The organism is Gordonia phosphorivorans, from assembly GCF_042432625.1.
In the GTDB taxonomy this organism is placed as follows: domain Bacteria; phylum Actinomycetota; class Actinomycetes; order Mycobacteriales; family Mycobacteriaceae; genus Gordonia; species Gordonia phosphorivorans.
This window is the reverse complement of sequence record NZ_JBHLWV010000020.1, coordinates 300,417-318,495: the sequence shown is the minus strand read 5'-3', so window position 1 is coordinate 318,495 and position 18,079 is coordinate 300,417. Positions and strand designations below refer to the sequence as shown.

The window sequence follows — 18,079 nt, the reverse complement described above, 5'->3', positions numbered from 1 at the left end:
GGCCGGAGCGGACCTCAGCCCATGATCGGTCCGCGCAACCAGTCGCGCTCGATGCCGACCCACGACGCGGCGGTGCCGAACATGCCGAACAGCCACAGGATCACCAGGAGGAGGATCACCAGCGCGACGATCGCCCCGATCTTGGCGGGCAGACTGAGCCGGTTGTAGTGGTGACGCACCCAGTCGTACCCGCGGCGCACCCAGTGGCTCAGGCGCTGCGCCCAGACGAACTCCGAGGACAGGACGGCCAGACCCAGGAAGATCAGGATCCATCCGAAGCCCGGGGTGGGCAGGGGCACCATCACGGCGCCGCACAGGATCATCAGCGTGCCGACGGCGCCGACACCGGCCCGATAGGTGCGATTCCAATGCGGGTTCAACCGCATCTTGTACCGCTCCTGTCGGAACCGGATCTTCAGACGCTGTCGGCGGGTCCGGTTCCGGCGTTCGGGGCGGGGATCCGCCACCGGGACGTCGCGGGCCTCCACGTTCACCGATTCCGCGTCCATCGACGGCCCCCACCTTTCCTCCCCGGCGCCGACCACGTCGACGCCCACCGCCGCCATTCTGCCCGAAGCACCCGAATCAGTCTCGCCTTCGGTCCGCCGGTCATCTGTTCCGCATCTCCGCCGGCGCCTGCGCCCGATGGTCTCGCAAGAGCAGAAGTCCAGGGCGTCAAATGTTCAGAGGAGCAGCCCGATCCGGAGCAGTCCGTCTCGCACCGCGCACGCCGCCAGTGACGTGCGGTTGTCCAGGCCGGTCTTGTCGATCACATGCGCGACGTGCGCACCCACGGTGCGCGCGCTCACGTCCAGACGATGCCCGATGTCCTTGTTGGTCATCCCCATGGCGATCAGCGTCAGGACATCGAGTTCGCTGCGGGTCAGGCCGAAGGGCAACGAGTCCGGTTGCACCAGCAGGAGCGCCGCGCGTTGGCCGCCCGCGGTGGTGATGACCACGTGCACCCGGTGCCAGGCGTCGCGGGCCTGCACGTAGCCGCGCAGCTCGCGCCCGTGGCCCGCGCCGCCGTCGAGCAGCGCGCGGGCGGCCGCGATCGCCTCGGGTTGCGGGGCCGAGACCACCGAGGAGTGCCCACTGTGCGGCCGCACCCGGAGCGTGGCCCCGCTCGCGTCGACGAGGAATGCGGCCGCGGCGGCATCCAGTCGGCGGGCGAGCCACCACGGTTCCGTGGACAGGTCGCAGAGGCGTCCCAGCGCACCGGCGACCATGTCGAGGCCGTCGCGCACATGATCGTCGGCCTGCTGCGCGTGCTCGAAGTTCATCGTCAACAGCCCGGAGACCTGCTCGCCGGCGCCCCGCAACACCAGGGTGACGCCTTCCCGGTACCCGGCCGGATGCAGGAACTTCTCGTACACCTGCGTCTGATAGAAAGTCGACCCGAAATCGCGCATGCGCATCGGCAGCAAGTTGCCCGCGGCCCGCGAATAGCTGGGGCAGCTCAGGTACTGGCGGTGCAGAAAGGCCAGCAGCGGCGGGCTGTAGCCGTCGTGGCAAATCGGGCGATGGACGTCGCCGAAGGGGTTCCGCGAGGCCAGCATGATCGCGTCGCAGCCGGTGAGCCGTTGCAGGGGTGCGATCAGGTCGGCGACCTGCGCGTCGTGGTGCAGTACCTCGGTGACGGTCGACGCGATCTCGCCGATCGCACGGATCTGATCCCGCTTCACCCGCAGCACCTGCCTTCCTTCGCGCCGTCGCACCCCCTCCCCTCCGTGCCCAACCTAGCAATCTTCACAGTTTGTGGGATAGGTCATATGACCGATGTGGGACGGACACCCCCTCGACCACAGTGGCGCACACCACATCGACAACCTCTCAAGGAGTGCGACCATGTCCGACCACACCGAATTGGCCTACCTGACGGCCACCGAAGCGATCGCCCGGTTCCGCGACCGCAGCCTGTCGCCGGTGGAGCTGATGGAGGCGGTGATCGCCCAGGCCGAGGCGTGGAACCCCACGCTCAACTGCATCACGTACGAGTACTTCGACCGCGCGCTGACGCAGGCCGCGGAGGCCGAGAAGACCTACGCCACCGATCCGGATTCGGCACGCCCGCTCGAGGGCGTTCCGTGCGCCATCAAGGACTGGCACTCGGTCGAGGGCGAGATCACCACCTACGGTTCGCGCGTCTTCGCCGACTTCCGCCCGGACCAGACGGCTCCGGCGGTCCAACAACTCCTGGACGGCGGCGCCATCATGCACTGCCGGACCACGACGCCCGAGCAGGCGCACGCCGGCGTCACGCACAGCCCGCTGTGGGGCGTCACGCGCAACCCCTGGAATCCGGAGTTCAGCCCCGGCGGCTCCTCGGGCGGCGCGGGTGCGGCCGTGGCCGCCGGCCTGACGACCATCGCCGACGGCACCGACGGCGGCGGCTCCATCCGCATTCCGGCCTCGGCGTCGGGCATCGTCGGCTACAAGGCGCCGTTCGGGCGCAACCCCACCGACCGGGAACATCCCAGCGAGCGGGTGCTGCACTACGGCCCGCTGACCCGCAGCGTCGCCGATGCCGCCCTGATGCAGAACGTCATGTCCGGGCTGCACCCCGACGATCCGCACACCCTGCGCGAATCGCTCACCCTGCCCGACACGTTCGCGCCGGTCGAGGGCATGCGCGTCGCGCTGTCGATGGACCTGGGCTACTTCGACGTGTCCGCCGAGGTGCGGGCCAACACCGAAGCCTTCGCCGCCACGCTCGAAGGACTCGGCGGCATCGTCGACGAGGTGTCGCTGGACTGGGATGAGAGCGCCTTCGAAGCCTGGCTCGTCAACTGGGAGGGCCTGTTCTGGTCCCTGGCGGGCGATCAGCTGACCGACCACCGCGACGACCTGGATCCGTTCGTGGTGAAGCTGATCGAGAGCGGTTCACGGCGCAGCCTGAAGGAGTTCTACGACGTCAACGTCACGCGGGCCGAGATGTACACGGCCATCCGCGGCGTCTTCGATTCCTACGACGCAGTGATCGCCCCCACCCTCGCCGTCCCCTCGGTGGCGGCCGATCACGACAACGACAGCGACTCGTTCAGCATCGACGGCCGCCCCGCGCCGGCCTACCTGAGCTGGGCGATGACCTACCCGTTCAACCTGCTCAGCATGCTGCCCGTCGCGTCGGTGCCGTCCGGGTTCTCGCCGTCGACCGGCGTGCCGACCGGTGTCCAGCTGGTCGGACCCGCCTACGACGACCTCACCGTCTTCCGGCTGGCGTCCGCAGCGGAGAAGGCGATGAACTGGAACGCGGTCCATCCCACGCTCCCCCGGAGCTGACCGGAACGAAGCTGCCGCAGACACCCACGGTGTCTGCGGCAGCTTCGTCGTCGTCGGCGGCGACTCGCGAGGAGTGCGGTCAGCCGAAGAGCTTGCCGAGCGAGCCGGTGTCCAGGCTGCCCGAGCCGCCCGCATCCGGAGTGCCCGGAACCCCCGGCGCACCCCCGATCGTGAACGACTTCAGGTGGATGCTGTCGCTACCGGGAACCCCGATGATGCCGTCTTCCGTGCGTTTGAGACCGACGCAGAACGCAGCCGCCGTGTAGGTACCGGCCGGTTGGGAAGCCAGTGAATAGGTCGTGGTAGCCGGCGAATTCTTGGGCTGGAGGCCGATCGTGACGTCAGCGAACTCCGGGTCCACCACGTGCACTGGTGGGAGTCCGGCGTTAACCCGCAGCTCCTCATAGGGCGTGCCACTGGAGTTGTCGTCGACGTCAACCGCCTCGAATTGGCGTGCCAGCGACTTGGCGTCCCCGCGGAAGAGGTCAGTGCTGCAGAGGTTGCTCTTCGGCGCCGTCACGGTCACCGTCGCATCCGTGCCGTTGACCTTCACGATCACTCGGTCGGAGTCGGTGAACGTGGCCGCGGAGGAGGCCGCCGGGGGACAGGAATGAAGCGGCGATCAGTGCCGCGCCTACCGCGAGGCCACCGGCCATTGATTTACGCATGATGGAGCGAGATCTCCTTCGAGAGGGTTGTCGGTCTGGACAGTTGCCGACAGTAAGCGCGCGCCCAGAACACCGAGGTGCGATCGAGCGCGGATTCAGTCGAAAGGACGACGATTCCGCCGTCTCCCTGCACAGCACTCCGCCATGTCGCGACCCATCCTTCGTGTCGCCGTCCTGCAGCGTCGGCGACACGAAGCACGGGTCGCGACATGCGGGGAAAACAAAAGACCCCCTGCGTAAGCAGGGGGTCTTGTGGTGGTCCCGGCTGGGATCGAACCAGCGACCTTCCCGGTGTGAACGGGACGCTCTTCCACTGAGCCACGGGACCGTGTGCGGTGTTCGGGGTTAACCCTTCACACGAGGAACGAGATTACACACCGATCCGGCGGGCACCAAATCCAGTGCTCGGGCCGGGCGCGGACCCCGTTTTCGGGGCCGACGAGCGGGCAATCGTCGATCAGGCTGCGAAAACACACGCGTGTAAGTCGCTGACCACCCGATTTGTGCAACCGACGTCGGAGTGGTTAATGTTCTGTCCCGTTGGTGAGCAGCAGTCCACAAGACGAAGTTCACCAGCGTGCGGATGTGGCGCAGCTGGTAGCGCATCACCTTGCCAAGGTGAGGGTCGCGGGTTCGAATCCCGTCATCCGCTCGACAGCGAGCACGTCTCGCTCTGCGAGTTCGTGGCCCGCCCGGTGTGAAAACCTTCGGCGTGAAAACCGTGGTGACGTGGCCGAGTGGTGAGGCAACGGCCTGCAAAGCCGTGTACACGGGTTCGATTCCCGTCGTCACCTCTACGATGGAACACAACTTCATCCATCCCGCGCGATTAGCTCAGTGGGAGAGCGCTTCCCTGACACGGAAGAGGTCACTGGTTCAATCCCAGTATTGCGCACCACCGATCATCGGGGTCCGGCACAGCCGGACCCCGATTTTCGCATCCACCCCCTCCTTCCCCACCGCGCGCCCTCCCCGCCCCATCGCCCGCACCGCCGGCTCCCAGCCCGGCGCCGCCGGCCCGGCGATCCACGTGTCGCGACCCGTCCTTCGTGTCGACGTCCTGCAGTGCCGGCGACACGAGGCACGGGTCGCGACATGGCCCACCGTCGGCGACATACCCGCAGTTCAGCGGGCTCGGCGGCCCCCAGTTTGCAATTGCCGACGCCTGGCCGCTAGTGTTTGTTCTCGCCGGTGAGCAACAGAGTCCACAAGACCGCTCACCGACATGCGGATGTGGCGCAGCTGGTAGCGCATCACCTTGCCAAGGTGAGGGTCGCGGGTTCGAATCCCGTCATCCGCTCGGAGCGAGATTTCTTCGCGGTGAAGATTCCGGAAGACACTTCGCGCTTGGTGGCGTGGCCGAGTGGTGAGGCAACGGCCTGCAAAGCCGTGCACACGGGTTCGATTCCCGTCGCCACCTCCACCACGACGAACAACTGCACAGATCCCGCGCGATTAGCTCAGTGGGAGAGCGCTTCCCTGACACGGAAGAGGTCACTGGTTCAATCCCAGTATTGCGCACCATCGACGAGGGCCCGGACGCACAGCGTCCGGGCCCTCGTCGTTCGCTCCCCCACGCCACGTTCGCGTCCGCCGGTCACGTTCGCGTCGATCGCGTCCGACGCGAACGTGTGCGAGCGTCGCGAACGCGGAGTTCAGTGCACAGGCGTACACTGACGGCCATGATCGACGCTGCCGCCCAACGCCGCGCGGAGGTGCGCGCGCTCACCGAACTCGGCCTGACCGAAGCCGCCGCGGCGACCGCGGGGATCCACCGGACGCACCGTGCCGTCTCCGATCGAGCCTTCTCCATCGCGCGCCGCGCGCTCGGGCCCGCGGCCGCCCGCGTGCAGGCCGTGCACGATCCGCTCACCGACGGGATCTACCGCATCGTCGGCACGACGACCACCGCCACCGCCCGCCTCGGCGGACGCTTCGCCGACCTCCCGCTGGCCACGGCGCCCTCGTCGACCACCACCGGGGCCGGCATCCTCGGCGTGGTCCACGGACTGATCGGCGACGAGCTCGACGCCCGGCAGTCGCCACTGGCGACCGCAAACCTCTCCGTGCGCGTCGCCGGGCGTCCGGTCACCCCGGATGCCGACGGCCTGGCCCGGGCTTTTCCGCGCGCGAGCGGCCGCCTCGCCGTCTTCCTGCACGGCCTGGTGGAAACCGAGCACGCGTGGCGTCTCGGGCAGCGCACCAGCGCACCCTACGAACTGCGGCTCGCCAATCGTGGAATCACCAGTGTCTTCGTTCGATACAACACCGGACGGCGGATCTCGACCAACGGGCAGGACCTGGCCGAACTACTCGACGATCTGGTCCGCTTCTGGCCCGTGCCGGTCGAGGACCTCACCCTCATCGGGCACTCGATGGGCGGTCTGGTGGCCCGTAGCGCCGCGCATCACGGACGCCTGCGCGGCCACGTATGGCCGCGGACGCTGCACACCAGCATCAGCCTCGGCACACCGCACGTCGGGGCGCCCCTGGAGAATCTGGCCCACCATGCGAGCGCCGTGCTGGCGGCCCGGCCGGAGACCAACGCGCTCGGACGGCTGCTGCGGCGTCGCTCGGCGGGCATCCGGGATCTGCGGGCCGGATCGCTGCTCGACGACGACTGGCTCGGCCGCGACCCGGACAGCCTCGCGGCCGCGGTCGCCGCCGACGTCCCGCTGCCGCCGGGCGTGGACCACTACTTCGTCTGGGCCACCCTCACGACCGATCCGCGCAGCCCGCTCGGCCGCATTCTCGGCGACGGCCTGGTGCTCCACCACAGCGCCGGCGGACGCAATCGCACCCGCGATCTCGGATTCGATCCGGCCCACGGCTTCCATCGCGGCGGCACGCACCACCTGGCGCTGTTGAACGACCCTCGGGTGGCCGAACAGCTCGCCGCCTGGATCGACTGAGCGCACGACATCCCACCGCGTGCCGAGCGCGTCTCGACCGCGCCAACGCTTCGAACATATATGTGCATCACCCGTGGCGTTCACACCGGAGTGGGCATATAATCGAGTAAGAACGTGATGATAATCACTGATGACTCGTACGGACGAGGAGGTGGCAGCCATGGACGACGATTTCGATCCCGTGGCCTTCCTCGCCGGGCTCAGCACCACTCAACTGCTCGCCGTCCAGGAGACCGCCGAAGGGTCCCTCGCGGGCACCACCCTCGCACGCCACAGCGACGACGGACTACTGGACCTGCTGGAGCTCCGCGAACGCACCCACCGTCGCCGCGAGGTCTTCGATGCGAAGCTCTACGTGGAGATCTCCGACCGCGGCGCCTACCGGAAGGCCGGCTGCGTCTCCGCGCACATGCTGTACGAGCAGGGACTGCGTCTGGGCTCCGGTGAGACGCGACGCCGCAAGGTCACCGCCGCCTCGATCGGTCACCTCACCTCGATGACCGGAGAACCGCTGCCGGCGAAGTACCCGGCCACCGAGGCCGGGCTTCTCGACGGCGAGGTGGGCCGCGAACACGTGCTGGTGATCGACGAGGTGATGGACAAGATCCCCGCCGCGATCGATCACGCCGAACGCACCAAGGCCGAGGCGATGCTCGCCGACGCCGCCCGCCGTCTCACCCCGGCCGGACTGAGCACCGTCGGCCACCGCATCCTGGCCTACCTCGACCCCGACGGCGCCCTCACCGACGATAAGGACCGCCGACGCCGCCGCACCTTCAACCTGCAGCCGCAGAACCGCCAGCTGATGAGCAAGGTCCGCGCCCAGTTGTCCCCGACCTGCCGCGCAGGATTGGAAGTGGCGATGGGCCAATGGGCGGCCCGCGGCATGAACAATCCCGACGACCCCGACTCACCGCGTGGCGCGGCGGACCAGCCCGGACTCGATCCGGCGGTCCTGGCCGCCGCGGCAGCCCTCGACGACCGCACCCTCGGACAACGCCAGCACGACGCCCTCCTCGCGATCATGCAGTGGGCCGTCGCCCTCGGCGGGCAACCGGCACCCGAGCGCATCCCCTCGCAGATCGTCATCACCGTGTCCGACGAAGACCTCGCCCGGCAGGCCGGTATCGCGCTGACCGCCACCGGCACCCGGCTGCCGGTGACCGACCTGGTCGAGTTCGCCGCGCACACCATCCCCTATCTGGAGGTGTTCGCCGGCGCCACCTCCCAGGTGCTCTACCTCGGACGCGGAAACCGCTTCGCCTCCCTCGCCCAGCGCCTGGCCCTGTTCGGCCGCGACCGCGGCTGCACGGCCCCCGGATGCACCGTCCCGTTCGTGCGGACACAGATCCACCACATGCCCGACTGGGCCGACGGCGGATACACCGACATCGATCGCCTGGGCGGCGCCTGCGGTCAACACAACCGTTGGAGCGGGCACGACGACGGCCAGTGGGAATCGACTGTCCTCACTCCCGGCCCGCCCGCCGACGGCGTCACCGCCGCCGACGCCGGACGCGTCGCCTGGCGCCCCGCCGGACGCGGTGGTCCCTGGCAGATCAATCCGATCTTCCATCCCGACAAACTCGCCACCGACCACCACGTCCCGGGAGTGCAGAACCGCCTGGGCCCGACCGGCGAGCCTCCCCGGATCGGACCGCCACAGACCGGACCTCCACGGGTCCGTGCGCCCGGCTTGCGCGCGCCGCGACCCGGCCGCCGTCGACCCGCGACCGATTCGGCAAAATGAAGGTCATGCACGCCGCCGCCCCGGTCATCACCACCGTCACCGATCCGACGATGGCCGACGAGATCGCCGCGGTGGCCGCGGCCACCTTCCCGCTCGCCTGCCCGCCGCACATCACCGCCGAGAACATCGCCGTCCACATCGCGAAGAACCTGAACGCCGAGCGGTTCGCCGAGTGGATCGGCGACGACGATCACGACGTCATCGCGGCCACCGAGGGTCCCGACGGCCCGGTGCTCGGCTACACCCTGCTGGTGCATCGACCGCCGACGGCCGACGACGTGCGCGCAGTGGTCCCCGGCGATGAGATCACCGAGATCTCCAAGATGTACGTGCTGCCCGACCACCACGGTCCCCGCAGCACCGGCCGGCCCGCCCACCTGCTGATGCACGCAGCACTAGCGGCGGCCCGCGCCCGGGGTTCGGCCCTGGTCTGGCTGGGCGTCAACAGCGGCAACGAGCGCGCCCAGCGGTACTACGCGAAGATGGGTTTCACCGTCGCCGGCCCGCGCACGTTCGACATGAACGGCACCCTCGAGCACGACTACGTGATGACCCGCACCCCCTGACCGGGGGGCGGGTCAGGAGGCGGTCTCGGCGAACCGGGACAGCGCCAGCAACCGCGAGGTGGCCCGCAGGTACTTCTTGCGGTAGCCGCCGGCCACCATCTCCGGGGTGAAGATCTCATCGAGCTTCACGCCGGAGGTCACCACCGGGATGTCGGCGTCGTACAGCCGGTCGGCCAGCGCCACCAGACGCAGCGCGACGGCCTGGTCGGCGGCCGGGCGCACATCGCTGATGCAGACCAGCGTGACGCCCTCCACCAGTGACTTGTACTTGGACGGGTGCAGCTTGGCCAGGTGCGCGGTGAGGTCGTCGAAACTGTCGAGGGTGGCGCCCGGGGTGGCCTCGGCCTGCGCGACGAGTTCGGCGGCGGTGGCCGGCTCGGGCGCCGGCGGCAGGTCGCGGTGCCGGTAGTCGGGGCCGTCGACTCGGATGCTCTCGAAGATCGACGACAGCTTCTGGATCTCCCGCAGGAAGTCCTGCGCGGCGAACCGGCCCTCGCCCAGCTGACCGGGCAGCGTGTTGGAGGTGGCCACGATCGACACCCCGCGCGCGCTCAGTTCGCTGAGCAGCCGCGAGACCACCATGGTGTCGCCCGGATCGTCGAGCTCGAACTCGTCGATGCACAGCACGCTGTGTCCGGACAGGCGCTCGAGCGAATCGGTGTAGCCGAGCGCACCCACCAGGTTGGTGACCTCACCGAAGGTGGCGAACGCCTTGGGCTCGGGCATGGAATGGAAGATGGAGGCCAGCAGGTGCGTCTTGCCGACGCCGAAGCCGCCGTCGAGGTACAGCCCGATGCCCTGCGGCGGCGCGGCCTTGCGGAACAGGCCGCGCTTCCCACCGGAACGCACCTTGGACGCGCGCGTCACGAAATCGCGCGCCGCGGCCACCGCGGCGGCCTGACTCGGCTCGTTCGGGTCGGGAATGTACGAGTCGAAACTGACCTCGTCGAACATCGTCGGCGGGACCATTTCCCCGATCATCGCGTCAGCCGCGATCACGGGATTTCGGTCGGAGAGATGAGCCACCATGGGCAGAGCCTAACCAGTGGCCGCCCGGCATCCCACTTTCCAGCGGCCTAAGCGACTTACCTCACACCGCTGGTCGCAGACCCGCCGCTGTTAGGGTGGCGACATGGTCCCCGAGATCTCCCTGCAGGACAGAATCTACTCGGCGCGCATCCTCAACGATCCTGTCCGCACGGCGGCCAACACCGTGGAGATCGCCGGCTCGCTCGGCGAAGAGGACATGTGGCTCCTGGCCGAGTTACTGCGCGCCGATCGCGATTCGGATTTCCGGAACCTCGGCGCGGACGTGAGTGCCGCGTGGTTCCTCCAGCGCATCCCGACCGACGCCACGCAGTGGTATCCGCTCCTCAGCACCTGGCTCACCGCTCTGCGCGACCCGGCGGACCGGCACGACGCTTTCGAGATCGTGTCCTCGGCCATCACCTGGCGGCTCCGGTCCGAGCGCCCCGCATGCCTGAACGCGCTCGGCCTGGGCCGGGTGATCACCGAACTGGAGCACGGGTCCGACGAATTCGACACCGATCTCTCGATCCTGTTGCAGGCCGCCCGGTACGACTTCAACTTCGAACGCATCGAGCAGATCCTCAACGCGGTGAGCGAGGGCACCACCAACTCGTCCCTCTACTACCGGGCCATGCTGCAGTACAGCCGCCTCGGCCGCGGCAAGGAAGTCTCCCTCGCCGACGTGAGCGCCATCGCCGACGCCACCGAGTCCGAGAAGATCCTCTCCCTCCTGCTACACGGCCTCTGGTTCACCGCCGGGGCCGAATGGTCTTCGGAGATGCTCAAACTCTGCGACCGGCTGATCGCCATCAACCCGCACAATGCGATCACTTACATGCGCAAGGCCGCCGCCCACCGTCGCAAAGGCGATTTCTCGCTCGCGATCGCGGCCATCAACAAGGCCATCGCCATGCACTCGCCCCTGGACCGGGAGACGCACGCCGACCTCAAGCTCGAACGCGTGACCATCGCGACCCAACAGGATGAGGCGCTGCGGCTGTCCCGGGTGGTCGAGCAGTCGTCCAACCGCCTCAACGGGGAGATCGAGTCGCGGGTCACGGCGGCCGACACCAGGCTCACCACGCGGTTCACCACCCTCGCCGACCAGACCGACGCGCAGATCTCCGACTCGCTCTTCAAGGTGGTCGAGATCCTCGGCATCTTCACCGCGATCATCGGTGTGGTGGCCACCACCATCGGCAGCCAGTTCGGCAACAGTCTCAGCTTCTGGGAGCGCGCGGCAATCCTCGTGCTGGGCGGCGTGGTGGTCATCGGCTTCTTCTTCCTGCTGCGCTTCATCGTTCGTCCGCACCGCTCACCACTCGCGCACCGAGAAACCGAATAGGGAGTCATGACCGACGACAACAACCGCCGCTACCCGCAGACCGGACAGGACGTCGAATACGTCGCCGACGTCCCCGCGGCGATGGCGTTCACCGCCGAGGAGCAGATCGTCGAGCTCGACGACGCCGCCGACCTGCTGATCTCGCTGCTGGAGTACCGTCTGCGCGCGGTCCTGCGCGACCACACCGGTCCCCCGGGCCTGATGCTGTCCGGCGGCATAGACTCGATCCTGATCGCGGCCGTCGCTGCGCGCGTCGGTATGCGGCCGCAGGCGATCACCGTCGTCACCGCCCACACCGACGAGCGACGGCCCGACGACCTCCGCGGCGTCGAGGTGGCACGACACTACGATCTGCCGCACGAGCTGGTCACCCTCACCACCGACCGGACCGAGCGTGCGGCGGCCGAGTGCATCCGACGCCTCGGAGTCTGGGAGATGTGGGAGGTCACCTCGGCGATCCCCAATCGAGCCGCGTTCGACCGCTTCGAAGCGCTCGGCGTCGGACCGGTGTTCACCGGCGCCGGCGCGGATGCCCTCTTCATGGGTGGTGACACCCTGCGAACTCCGCCGGACAGCGACGCGGGCCTGGCCGAGTACCGCACCCGGGTCACCGCCAAGGTGCGCGGCAACTTCACCCGGAACCGTCTCGTCCCCGACTATTACGAGCGCCTCCTCGGCGAGAGCGCGGAGAACTTCATCCAGGTCTTCCAGACCGAGGGCTTCTGGCGCCTGGCCATGTCGATCCACCCCGAACTCCTGTGGCGTCCCGGACCCGACGGGCGAATCTACGACAAGTACCTACTGCGCTATGCGGCCGCGAAGATCGGTGTGCCCGAGGAATTCGTGTGGACCGCCAAGTCTCCGCTGCAGGTCTCCTCCGGTGTGGTCGGGGCCCTGCTCGAGTCCGCGCGCACGACCCTCAGCCGCGAGGCCGAGCAGCGGACCTACGCGGATCCGCTGAGCGAACCGGTCGAACACACCGCCGTGCGCCTGTACCTCCGCTGCCTCGACGGGGAGAACTCATGAACCGGGAAGAGCTATTCAGCCAGTACGCCTGGCCCGACGGCCCGTGGCTGCGTACCAACTTCGTCTTCGGCATAGACGCCAGCATCACCGTGGACGGCACCTCCAGTCATCTGTCCGGTCCGACCGACAACGCCCTCCTGCACCATCTGCGGGGCACCGCCGATCTGGTCCTGGTGGGTGCGGCGACGGCCTCCGCCGAGAATTACATCGGGGTGAAGCTCCCCGACGACGAGGAGCGTCGGCGCCGTGAGCGCGGACACGACGAGCCCCCTCCGCTCGCCGTCGTCACCCGTTCCGGCCGGGTGGGCGAGCCGGACCGGTTCCTGCGGCAGACCACTGTCGGCAACTACCTGATCCTCACCGGGGACGATGCGCGCGCACGGCGGTCGGCAGAGGAGGCCGTCGAGCGCTCCGAGGGAACGATGACGCTGCTGCTTGTCGAAGACCTGCCCGGAGCGATCGAAGCACTGCACGATCTCGGCTATGCGCACATCCTGTGCGAGGGCGGCCCCCGACTGGCGGCCTCGCTCGCCGCCGACGGCCTCGTCGACGAGTACTGCCTCACCCTGTCCCCGTCGACGGGCGGTCGAGGCCAACCCGACGTGAATCCCCAAGCCGCACACCGCTACCGGCCCGCCTTCAGCGCCGTCGTCGACGACTTCCTCTTCAGTCGCTGGATCCGCGGTGCCGACTAGGCTCGCGGTCATGTCGTTGCACTCCTCTCGATCCCGCATGGTCGCGGCGCTGGCGGCCACCGCGCTGCTGGCCGCCGGCTGCACCGCCGGACCTGCCCCGGGCCCCAAGGTGGTGCACGGTGAGGGTGGCGACGCCGCCGCCGACACCGCCGCGAACACCCTGCCGCCGCTGTCGGCACCGAAACGCGACCTCAACTACACCTCGTGCGGCTCCCGGCTGGCCGACAAGTACGACGTCGACGCCCCCGAGGGCGTCCAACTCGACTGCGCCTTCTATCAGGTCCCCATCGACCCCGACCACCCCGACAGCAATCCGCTGATCGTGACGGTGGTGCGGGCGCAGTCGTCGCAGACCCCGAAGGACGCCGCCCCGCTGGTGCTGACCACCGGCGCCGATCTGCCCAGCTCGCGACTCGCGCTCAGCCTCGACTCGGCCACCCTGGCCCCGCTCCTGGCCAAGCACCCCCTCGTCGCCGTCGACCATCGCGGCCTCGGCCAGTCCGCACCGGTCGACTGCCTGACCAGCGAGCAGCGTTCGACCCTCGCGAACGACGGTGCCGCCGGCACCCGCGACGTGGCCGCCCGAACCACCGTGCTGGCCCAGGCCGCCCGCGAGGGCGCCGACATCTGCAACGACACCCTCGAACCCGACCAGCTCAAGTACGCCGCGACGTTCGCCGCGGCCGACATCGAGCAGCTGCGCAGCCGCTGGCAGGTCGACCGGATCGGCCTCGTCGGCATCGGCTCCGGCTCCTCGGTGGCCCTGGCCTACCAGGCCAAGCACCCCGGCAACGTCGGCCGTCTGATCCTCGATTCCCCGGTGGGACTGAACGTGCAGGCCGGCCCGGCCGCCGCCGCGACCGCCGCCGGAGTGCAGAACTCGCTGGCCACCTTCGCCCAGCGGTGCGCCAACGTCGGCTGCTCGCTGGGCTCCGACGGTCTCGGCACCCTCAAGCGCGTCATCTCCGCCGGTGCCACCGGCGCCCTGCGCGGGCTCTCGGACACCTCGATCCTGACCGCGATCACCACCACGCTGGCGCTGGGCCCCACCGATCCGGACGGCCTCAAGAAGCTGGCCGACGCCCTCACCGCCGCCGACCGCGGCGACGCCGACGACCTCCGCGCCCTGGTGGAGAACACCGAGCCGGTCCGCAACGCGGACGGCCAGCAGGTGACCCGCTGCAACGACATGGTGGGCCGGCCCGGCCTGGACGACATCCCGGGCCTGGCCCGCACCTGGGGCACCGACGCGCCGATGACCGCGAACACCGCCGCCCTGTCCCTGGCCCGCTGCGACGGCTGGGGCTCGGCGGGGGCCGCCCCGGCGCCCACGTCGTTCCCGATCGCACCGCTGGTCCTGCTGGGCCTCAACGATCCGATCAACGGTCTCAAGGCGGCCGAAGCACTCACGCCGCTGCTGGTGACCACCGGCGCCGATGCGCGGACAGTCAGCTGGGACGGCCTCGGCTACTCGGTGCTCGCCCGCAGCCGATGCGCCGCCGAGATCGTCGTCGGCTATCTCGGCGAGGACAAGCTCACCGGCCCCGCCGAGCGCGCGTGCCCCGCCTGAGCCGATACACCCATGTAGTAGGTTCGCTCAGGTGAGCGTCATGGACCGGTACCTGTATCCCCGCGTGGACACCCCGCGCATCCTGTCGATGGTGCTGTGGCCGGTGACGGTCATGATGATCTTCCATCGCTCGGTGATCCTCGCGGTCAACGGTTCGCGCACCGACGACTTCAGCACCGTCTACAACGCGGCGCTGAACTTCCTCAACCGCAGGCCGGTCTACGCCGAGAACTACACGACGGTGGACCCGCACTACCTGTACTCGCCCTCGGGCACGCTGCTGATGGGGCCGATGGCCGTCCTCAACCCCGACCACGCGCGCTGGACGTTCATCGCACTGTCGGTGGTGGTGCTGGTGGCCTCGGCCTACCTGCTGGTCCGACTGTTCGGCTACCGCGCCGATTCCTGGGTCTTCCCCGCGGTGCTGTTCTTCTTCTTCCTCACCGAGTCGGTCGCGAACACCCTGATCTTCACCAACTTCAACGCCTTCGTGCTGCTGGGTCTGGTCGGTTTCCTCACGCTGATCCGCGGCAAGCGCGACCTGTGGGCCGGCGCCTGCATCGGCTTGACCCTGGCCGTGAAACCGGTGCTCGCGCCCGTCCTGCTGCTGCCGCTGCTGCAGCTGCGCTGGAAGGTGTTCGTCACCGCGCTCGGCATCCCGGTGGTGCTGAACGTCATCGCGTGGCCGCTGATCGTCGACGCCCGGTCGTACCTGGACCGGACCGTGCCGTACCTGTCGGAGACCCGCAACTACTACAACAGCTCGATCACCGGCAACGGCCTGTACTTCGGTGTCGCCGACTGGCTGGTGATCGCGATGCGCGTCGCGTTCGTGCTGATGGCGATCTTCTCGCTGTGGTTCCTGTACCGCTACTACGCCAAGACCGACGAACTTCTATGGCTCACCACGTCCAGCGGCGTGCTGCTGGGCACCCTGTTCCTCTTCGGCTCGCTCGGCCAGGGCTACTACTCGATGCTGCTGTTCCCGCTCGTGATGACCGTCTTCCTGCCGGGGTCGGTGATGCGGAACTGGCCGGCCTGGCTCGCCGTGTACGGCTGTCTGTCCTTTGACGTGTTCTCGTCCAAACAGTGGGAACCGTTCGGGCGTTACCTCGAGTACAACAAGGTGCCGCTGGGCTGGTCGCTGCTGATGATCGTCGTCTTCTGCGTCCTGCTGTTCCGCTGGCTCGACCTCCGGGCCGCCGCCCAGGACGGCCCGGACAAGCCGGACGCCGAGGTCACTGCGGGGACAGCGGGCGCAGCGTAAGCGACTGGGCCAGCATGCCGACGGGCCCCTGCTCATCGTGCAGGACCGAACTGGTCAGGCCCGCGCCGTGCGCCCCGAAGGCCACCCGCGTGTCCAGACCGAGCCAGCGGCCCCGCGGTTGCCGGAACAGGTGCACCGTCAGATCGACGTTCGGGTACATCCACTCCTCCGGATCGGCACGCATCGAGATGCCGTTGGCCAGGTCCAGGTACTTGGTGTACTCGCCGAGCGCCGTCGACGCCTCGCCGTCGATCAGGTCCAGATCCGAGGTCACCCACACCTGTGCGCGGCCCGGCACCGTCGCCGCCGACTGTACGGCGCGCACGCTGGCGATCATGCCGCCCCGCCATTGCTTCAGCCAGGATTCGTCCACGCACTCGGCGCGCGTCGGCATCGGCTCGCAGGCGTCCCCGGCGATCATCGACGTGTCGGCGGCGACCAGCAGCCAGCCCCGAGCCCGGATGGTGGTGCGGCCGCCGATCACGGCGGTGGCCTCGACCAGCTCAATGGTGCGGCCCGGGCGGACCACCTCGATGCTCACCTCGATCTGTTCGCGGGCGATCTGACCGAGCACCTCGATGCTCAGCCGACTGAACTCCAGCGCCGGCGCGTGTTCCCGGCGCCACCGCTCCAGGAAGTCGATCACCAGGCCGGCCACCGGCGCCAGGTGCAGTTCATCGTCGCGCCAGGCCCCGGCGGCGTGCTCGGTCGGCAGGAAACGGTGATCGTCGAGGCGGGTGAAATAGCTCGGTGCGGCAGCGGTCATACCCCTAAGCTAACCGAGCCCGATTCGGGCTACCGTGGAGGGATGAGCGAACCGCGCGACTACCCCACCGACCCCCAGCACCTCACCGATGCCGACTGGCGTGAACGCCTGAGCGCCGCCGAATTCCGCGTCCTGCGGCAGGCCGGGACCGAGGCCCCGTTCGTCGGCGAATACACCGACACCACCACCGAGGGCGTGTACCGGTGCCGGGCCTGCGGCGCCGAACTGTTCCGTTCGGACGCGAAGTTCGCCTCGTCGTGCGGGTGGCCGTCGTTCTTCACGCCGCTGGCCGGCGAAGCGGTGATCGAACGCCGCGACGACTCGCTCGGCATGGCGCGCACCGAGATCCTGTGCGCCCACTGCCACAGCCATCTCGGTCACGTCTTCGCCGGTGAGGGCTATCCGACGCCGACCGACCTGCGCTACTGCATCAACTCGATCAGCCTGACCCTCGACGAGGCCTGAACCTAGGCTCCCGCCGAGGGGTGTCCCGGCTTCGGGTCGATCAGGGCAGGCCGTTGACCAGAGCTGCAGGTTCCACGCGCGGCCCGGTGAAGAACGGGATCTCCACGCGCACGTGGTAGCGGGCCTCGGTGGCACGCAGGTCACGCATCAGGTCGACGATGCGGTGCAGTTCCGGCGCTTCGAAGGCGAGCAGCCACTCGTAGTCGCCGAGCGCGAAAGCCGGCACGGTGTTGGCGCGGACGTCCTTGTAGTCGCGGGCGGCCTTGCCGTGGTCGGCCAGCATCTTGCGGCGCTCGTCGTCCGGCAGCAGGTACCACTCGTACGACCGCACGAACGGGTAGACGCAGATGTAGGCGCCGGGGGCCTCGCCGGCCAGGAACGCCGGGATGTGGCTCTTGTTGAACTCGGCCGGGCGGTGCAGCGCGGATCCGCTCCACGTGGGCTCGCTGGCGCGCCCCAGCACCGTGGTGCGGCGGAAGTCGCGGTAGGCGGCCTGCAGCTGTTCGATGGTCTCCGCGTGCCACCAGATCATGTAGTCCGAGTCGCCGCGCATGCCGGCGATGTCGTAGATGCCGCGCACCACCACCCCGGCCTCTTCCAGCCCGGTGAGGAACCGGTCCAGATCGGCGATCGTCTCGGTGCGATCGTCACCGAGCTCCCCGGCTCGGACACGGAAGACCGAGAACATCAGGTAGCGGACGGTGGCGTTGAGTTCGTTGTAGTCCAAGCGAGCCATGC

Annotated in this window: 16 protein-coding genes and 7 tRNA genes; 16 read left to right on the top strand and 7 right to left on the bottom strand. The window is 68.8% G+C overall.

Going from position 1 to position 18,079, the window contains the following annotated elements:
• Nucleotides 1-14 precede the first annotated feature (14 nt).
• Entirely contained in the window at nt 15-557 is a 543-nt protein-coding gene (locus ACFFJD_RS10755; protein WP_382363915.1) for a TIGR02611 family protein, read from the bottom strand.
• Between the two features lie 126 nt (nt 558-683).
• Nucleotides 684-1,694, bottom strand: a complete 1,011-nt coding sequence (locus tag ACFFJD_RS10750) for a response regulator transcription factor (RefSeq protein ID WP_382363913.1) — start codon at nt 1,692-1,694, stop codon at nt 684-686.
• A 154-nt stretch (nt 1,695-1,848) separates the two neighbouring features.
• Here ACFFJD_RS10750 and ACFFJD_RS10745 point away from each other — a divergent pair, with 154 nt between their 5' ends.
• Nucleotides 1,849-3,282, top strand: coding sequence for an amidase (locus tag ACFFJD_RS10745; protein WP_382363911.1), 1,434 nt, complete (start codon nt 1,849-1,851; stop codon nt 3,280-3,282).
• Between the two features lie 79 nt (nt 3,283-3,361).
• Here ACFFJD_RS10745 and ACFFJD_RS10740 read toward each other — a convergent pair whose 3' ends face one another.
• On the bottom strand, nt 3,362-3,835 hold the full coding sequence (locus ACFFJD_RS10740) for a hypothetical protein (RefSeq protein WP_382363909.1): 474 nt from the start codon (nt 3,833-3,835) through the stop codon (nt 3,362-3,364).
• A 368-nt stretch (nt 3,836-4,203) separates the two neighbouring features.
• A tRNA-Val gene (locus ACFFJD_RS10735) sits at nt 4,204-4,278 on the bottom strand.
• Nucleotides 4,279-4,529: 251 nt separating this feature from the next.
• On the opposite strand from ACFFJD_RS10735, the gene ACFFJD_RS10730 reads away from it, so the two are divergent.
• The 9 genes from ACFFJD_RS10730 to ACFFJD_RS10690 all read left to right on the top strand — a co-directional run bounded on the left by ACFFJD_RS10730 (nt 4,530) and on the right by ACFFJD_RS10690 (nt 9,178).
• Nucleotides 4,530-4,602 (top strand) — tRNA-Gly (locus ACFFJD_RS10730).
• 71 nt (nt 4,603-4,673) lie between these two features.
• Nucleotides 4,674-4,744 (top strand) — tRNA-Cys (locus ACFFJD_RS10725).
• Nucleotides 4,745-4,773: 29 nt separating this feature from the next.
• Nucleotides 4,774-4,848, top strand: a tRNA-Val gene (locus ACFFJD_RS10720).
• Nucleotides 4,849-5,177: 329 nt separating this feature from the next.
• Nucleotides 5,178-5,250: transfer RNA gene (locus ACFFJD_RS10715), tRNA-Gly, on the top strand.
• Nucleotides 5,251-5,299: 49 nt separating this feature from the next.
• Nucleotides 5,300-5,373, top strand: a tRNA-Cys gene (locus ACFFJD_RS10710).
• 26 nt (nt 5,374-5,399) lie between these two features.
• A tRNA-Val gene (locus tag ACFFJD_RS10705) sits at nt 5,400-5,474 on the top strand.
• 158 nt (nt 5,475-5,632) lie between these two features.
• Nucleotides 5,633-6,862, top strand: a complete 1,230-nt coding sequence (locus ACFFJD_RS10700) for a lipase family alpha/beta hydrolase (protein ID WP_382363907.1) — start codon at nt 5,633-5,635, stop codon at nt 6,860-6,862.
• Nucleotides 6,863-6,992: 130 nt separating this feature from the next.
• Nucleotides 6,993-8,612, top strand: coding sequence for an HNH endonuclease signature motif containing protein (locus ACFFJD_RS10695; RefSeq protein ID WP_382363905.1), 1,620 nt, complete (start codon nt 6,993-6,995; stop codon nt 8,610-8,612).
• Nucleotides 8,613-8,617: 5 nt separating this feature from the next.
• Nucleotides 8,618-9,178 (top strand): GNAT family N-acetyltransferase, encoded by a 561-nt coding sequence (locus ACFFJD_RS10690; RefSeq protein ID WP_382363903.1) that lies wholly within the window; start codon nt 8,618-8,620, stop codon nt 9,176-9,178.
• Between the two features lie 12 nt (nt 9,179-9,190).
• Here ACFFJD_RS10690 and zapE read toward each other — a convergent pair whose 3' ends face one another.
• Complete coding sequence (gene zapE, locus ACFFJD_RS10685) at nt 9,191-10,207, bottom strand: cell division protein ZapE (RefSeq protein WP_382363901.1); 1,017 nt, start codon at nt 10,205-10,207, stop codon at nt 9,191-9,193.
• 103 nt (nt 10,208-10,310) lie between these two features.
• On the opposite strand from zapE, the gene ACFFJD_RS10680 reads away from it, so the two are divergent.
• The 5 genes from ACFFJD_RS10680 to ACFFJD_RS10660 are packed head-to-tail and all read left to right on the top strand — an operon-like array spanning nt 10,311 to nt 16,110.
• A complete protein-coding gene (locus tag ACFFJD_RS10680; protein ID WP_382363899.1) occupies nt 10,311-11,552 on the top strand; it encodes a hypothetical protein in 1,242 nt (413 codons plus the stop codon).
• 6 nt (nt 11,553-11,558) lie between these two features.
• Nucleotides 11,559-12,578, top strand: a complete 1,020-nt coding sequence (locus ACFFJD_RS10675; RefSeq protein WP_382363897.1) for an asparagine synthase C-terminal domain-containing protein — start codon at nt 11,559-11,561, stop codon at nt 12,576-12,578.
• Complete coding sequence (locus ACFFJD_RS10670; protein WP_382363895.1) at nt 12,575-13,273, top strand: dihydrofolate reductase family protein; 699 nt, start codon at nt 12,575-12,577, stop codon at nt 13,271-13,273. The genes ACFFJD_RS10675 and ACFFJD_RS10670 overlap by 4 nt, the downstream gene beginning before the upstream one ends.
• A gap of 10 nt (nt 13,274-13,283) precedes the next feature.
• Nucleotides 13,284-14,843 (top strand): alpha/beta fold hydrolase, encoded by a 1,560-nt coding sequence (locus ACFFJD_RS10665; RefSeq protein WP_382363893.1) that lies wholly within the window; start codon nt 13,284-13,286, stop codon nt 14,841-14,843.
• Nucleotides 14,844-14,874: 31 nt separating this feature from the next.
• Nucleotides 14,875-16,110 (top strand): glycosyltransferase family 87 protein, encoded by a 1,236-nt coding sequence (locus ACFFJD_RS10660; protein ID WP_382363891.1) that lies wholly within the window; start codon nt 14,875-14,877, stop codon nt 16,108-16,110.
• Here ACFFJD_RS10660 and ACFFJD_RS10655 read toward each other — a convergent pair.
• Nucleotides 16,082-16,876 carry a thioesterase family protein gene (locus ACFFJD_RS10655; protein WP_382363889.1) on the bottom strand — a complete coding sequence of 265 codons (795 nt, stop codon included), beginning with the start codon at nt 16,874-16,876 and terminating at the stop codon, nt 16,082-16,084. The genes ACFFJD_RS10660 and ACFFJD_RS10655 overlap by 29 nt on opposite strands.
• A gap of 42 nt (nt 16,877-16,918) precedes the next feature.
• Between ACFFJD_RS10655 and msrB the strand changes: the two genes are divergently transcribed.
• Nucleotides 16,919-17,341 carry a peptide-methionine (R)-S-oxide reductase MsrB gene (msrB, locus tag ACFFJD_RS10650; RefSeq protein ID WP_382363887.1) on the top strand — a complete coding sequence of 141 codons (423 nt, stop codon included), beginning with the start codon at nt 16,919-16,921 and terminating at the stop codon, nt 17,339-17,341.
• Between the two features lie 40 nt (nt 17,342-17,381).
• Here msrB and hemQ read toward each other — a convergent pair whose 3' ends face one another.
• Nucleotides 17,382-18,077, bottom strand: coding sequence for a hydrogen peroxide-dependent heme synthase (gene hemQ / locus ACFFJD_RS10645; RefSeq protein WP_382363885.1), 696 nt, complete (start codon nt 18,075-18,077; stop codon nt 17,382-17,384).
• Between the last annotated feature and the right edge of the window lie 2 nt (nt 18,078-18,079).

Coding starts and splice junctions, on each gene's coding strand:
- hemQ (WP_382363885.1), bottom strand. CDS start 18,077: ATGGCTCGCTTGGACTACAACGAACTCAACGCCACCGTCCGCTACCTG.
- ACFFJD_RS10675 (WP_382363897.1), top strand. CDS start 11,559: ATGACCGACGACAACAACCGCCGCTACCCGCAGACCGGACAGGACGTC.
- msrB (WP_382363887.1), top strand. CDS start 16,919: ATGAGCGAACCGCGCGACTACCCCACCGACCCCCAGCACCTCACCGAT.
- ACFFJD_RS10745 (WP_382363911.1), top strand. CDS start 1,849: ATGTCCGACCACACCGAATTGGCCTACCTGACGGCCACCGAAGCGATC.
- ACFFJD_RS10670 (WP_382363895.1), top strand. CDS start 12,575: ATGAACCGGGAAGAGCTATTCAGCCAGTACGCCTGGCCCGACGGCCCG.
- ACFFJD_RS10655 (WP_382363889.1), bottom strand. CDS start 16,876: ATGACCGCTGCCGCACCGAGCTATTTCACCCGCCTCGACGATCACCGT.
- ACFFJD_RS10680 (WP_382363899.1), top strand. CDS start 10,311: ATGGTCCCCGAGATCTCCCTGCAGGACAGAATCTACTCGGCGCGCATC.
- zapE (WP_382363901.1), bottom strand. CDS start 10,207: ATGGTGGCTCATCTCTCCGACCGAAATCCCGTGATCGCGGCTGACGCG.
- ACFFJD_RS10695 (WP_382363905.1), top strand. CDS start 6,993: ATGACTCGTACGGACGAGGAGGTGGCAGCCATGGACGACGATTTCGAT.
- ACFFJD_RS10700 (WP_382363907.1), top strand. CDS start 5,633: ATGATCGACGCTGCCGCCCAACGCCGCGCGGAGGTGCGCGCGCTCACC.
- ACFFJD_RS10665 (WP_382363893.1), top strand. CDS start 13,284: ATGTCGTTGCACTCCTCTCGATCCCGCATGGTCGCGGCGCTGGCGGCC.
- ACFFJD_RS10690 (WP_382363903.1), top strand. CDS start 8,618: ATGCACGCCGCCGCCCCGGTCATCACCACCGTCACCGATCCGACGATG.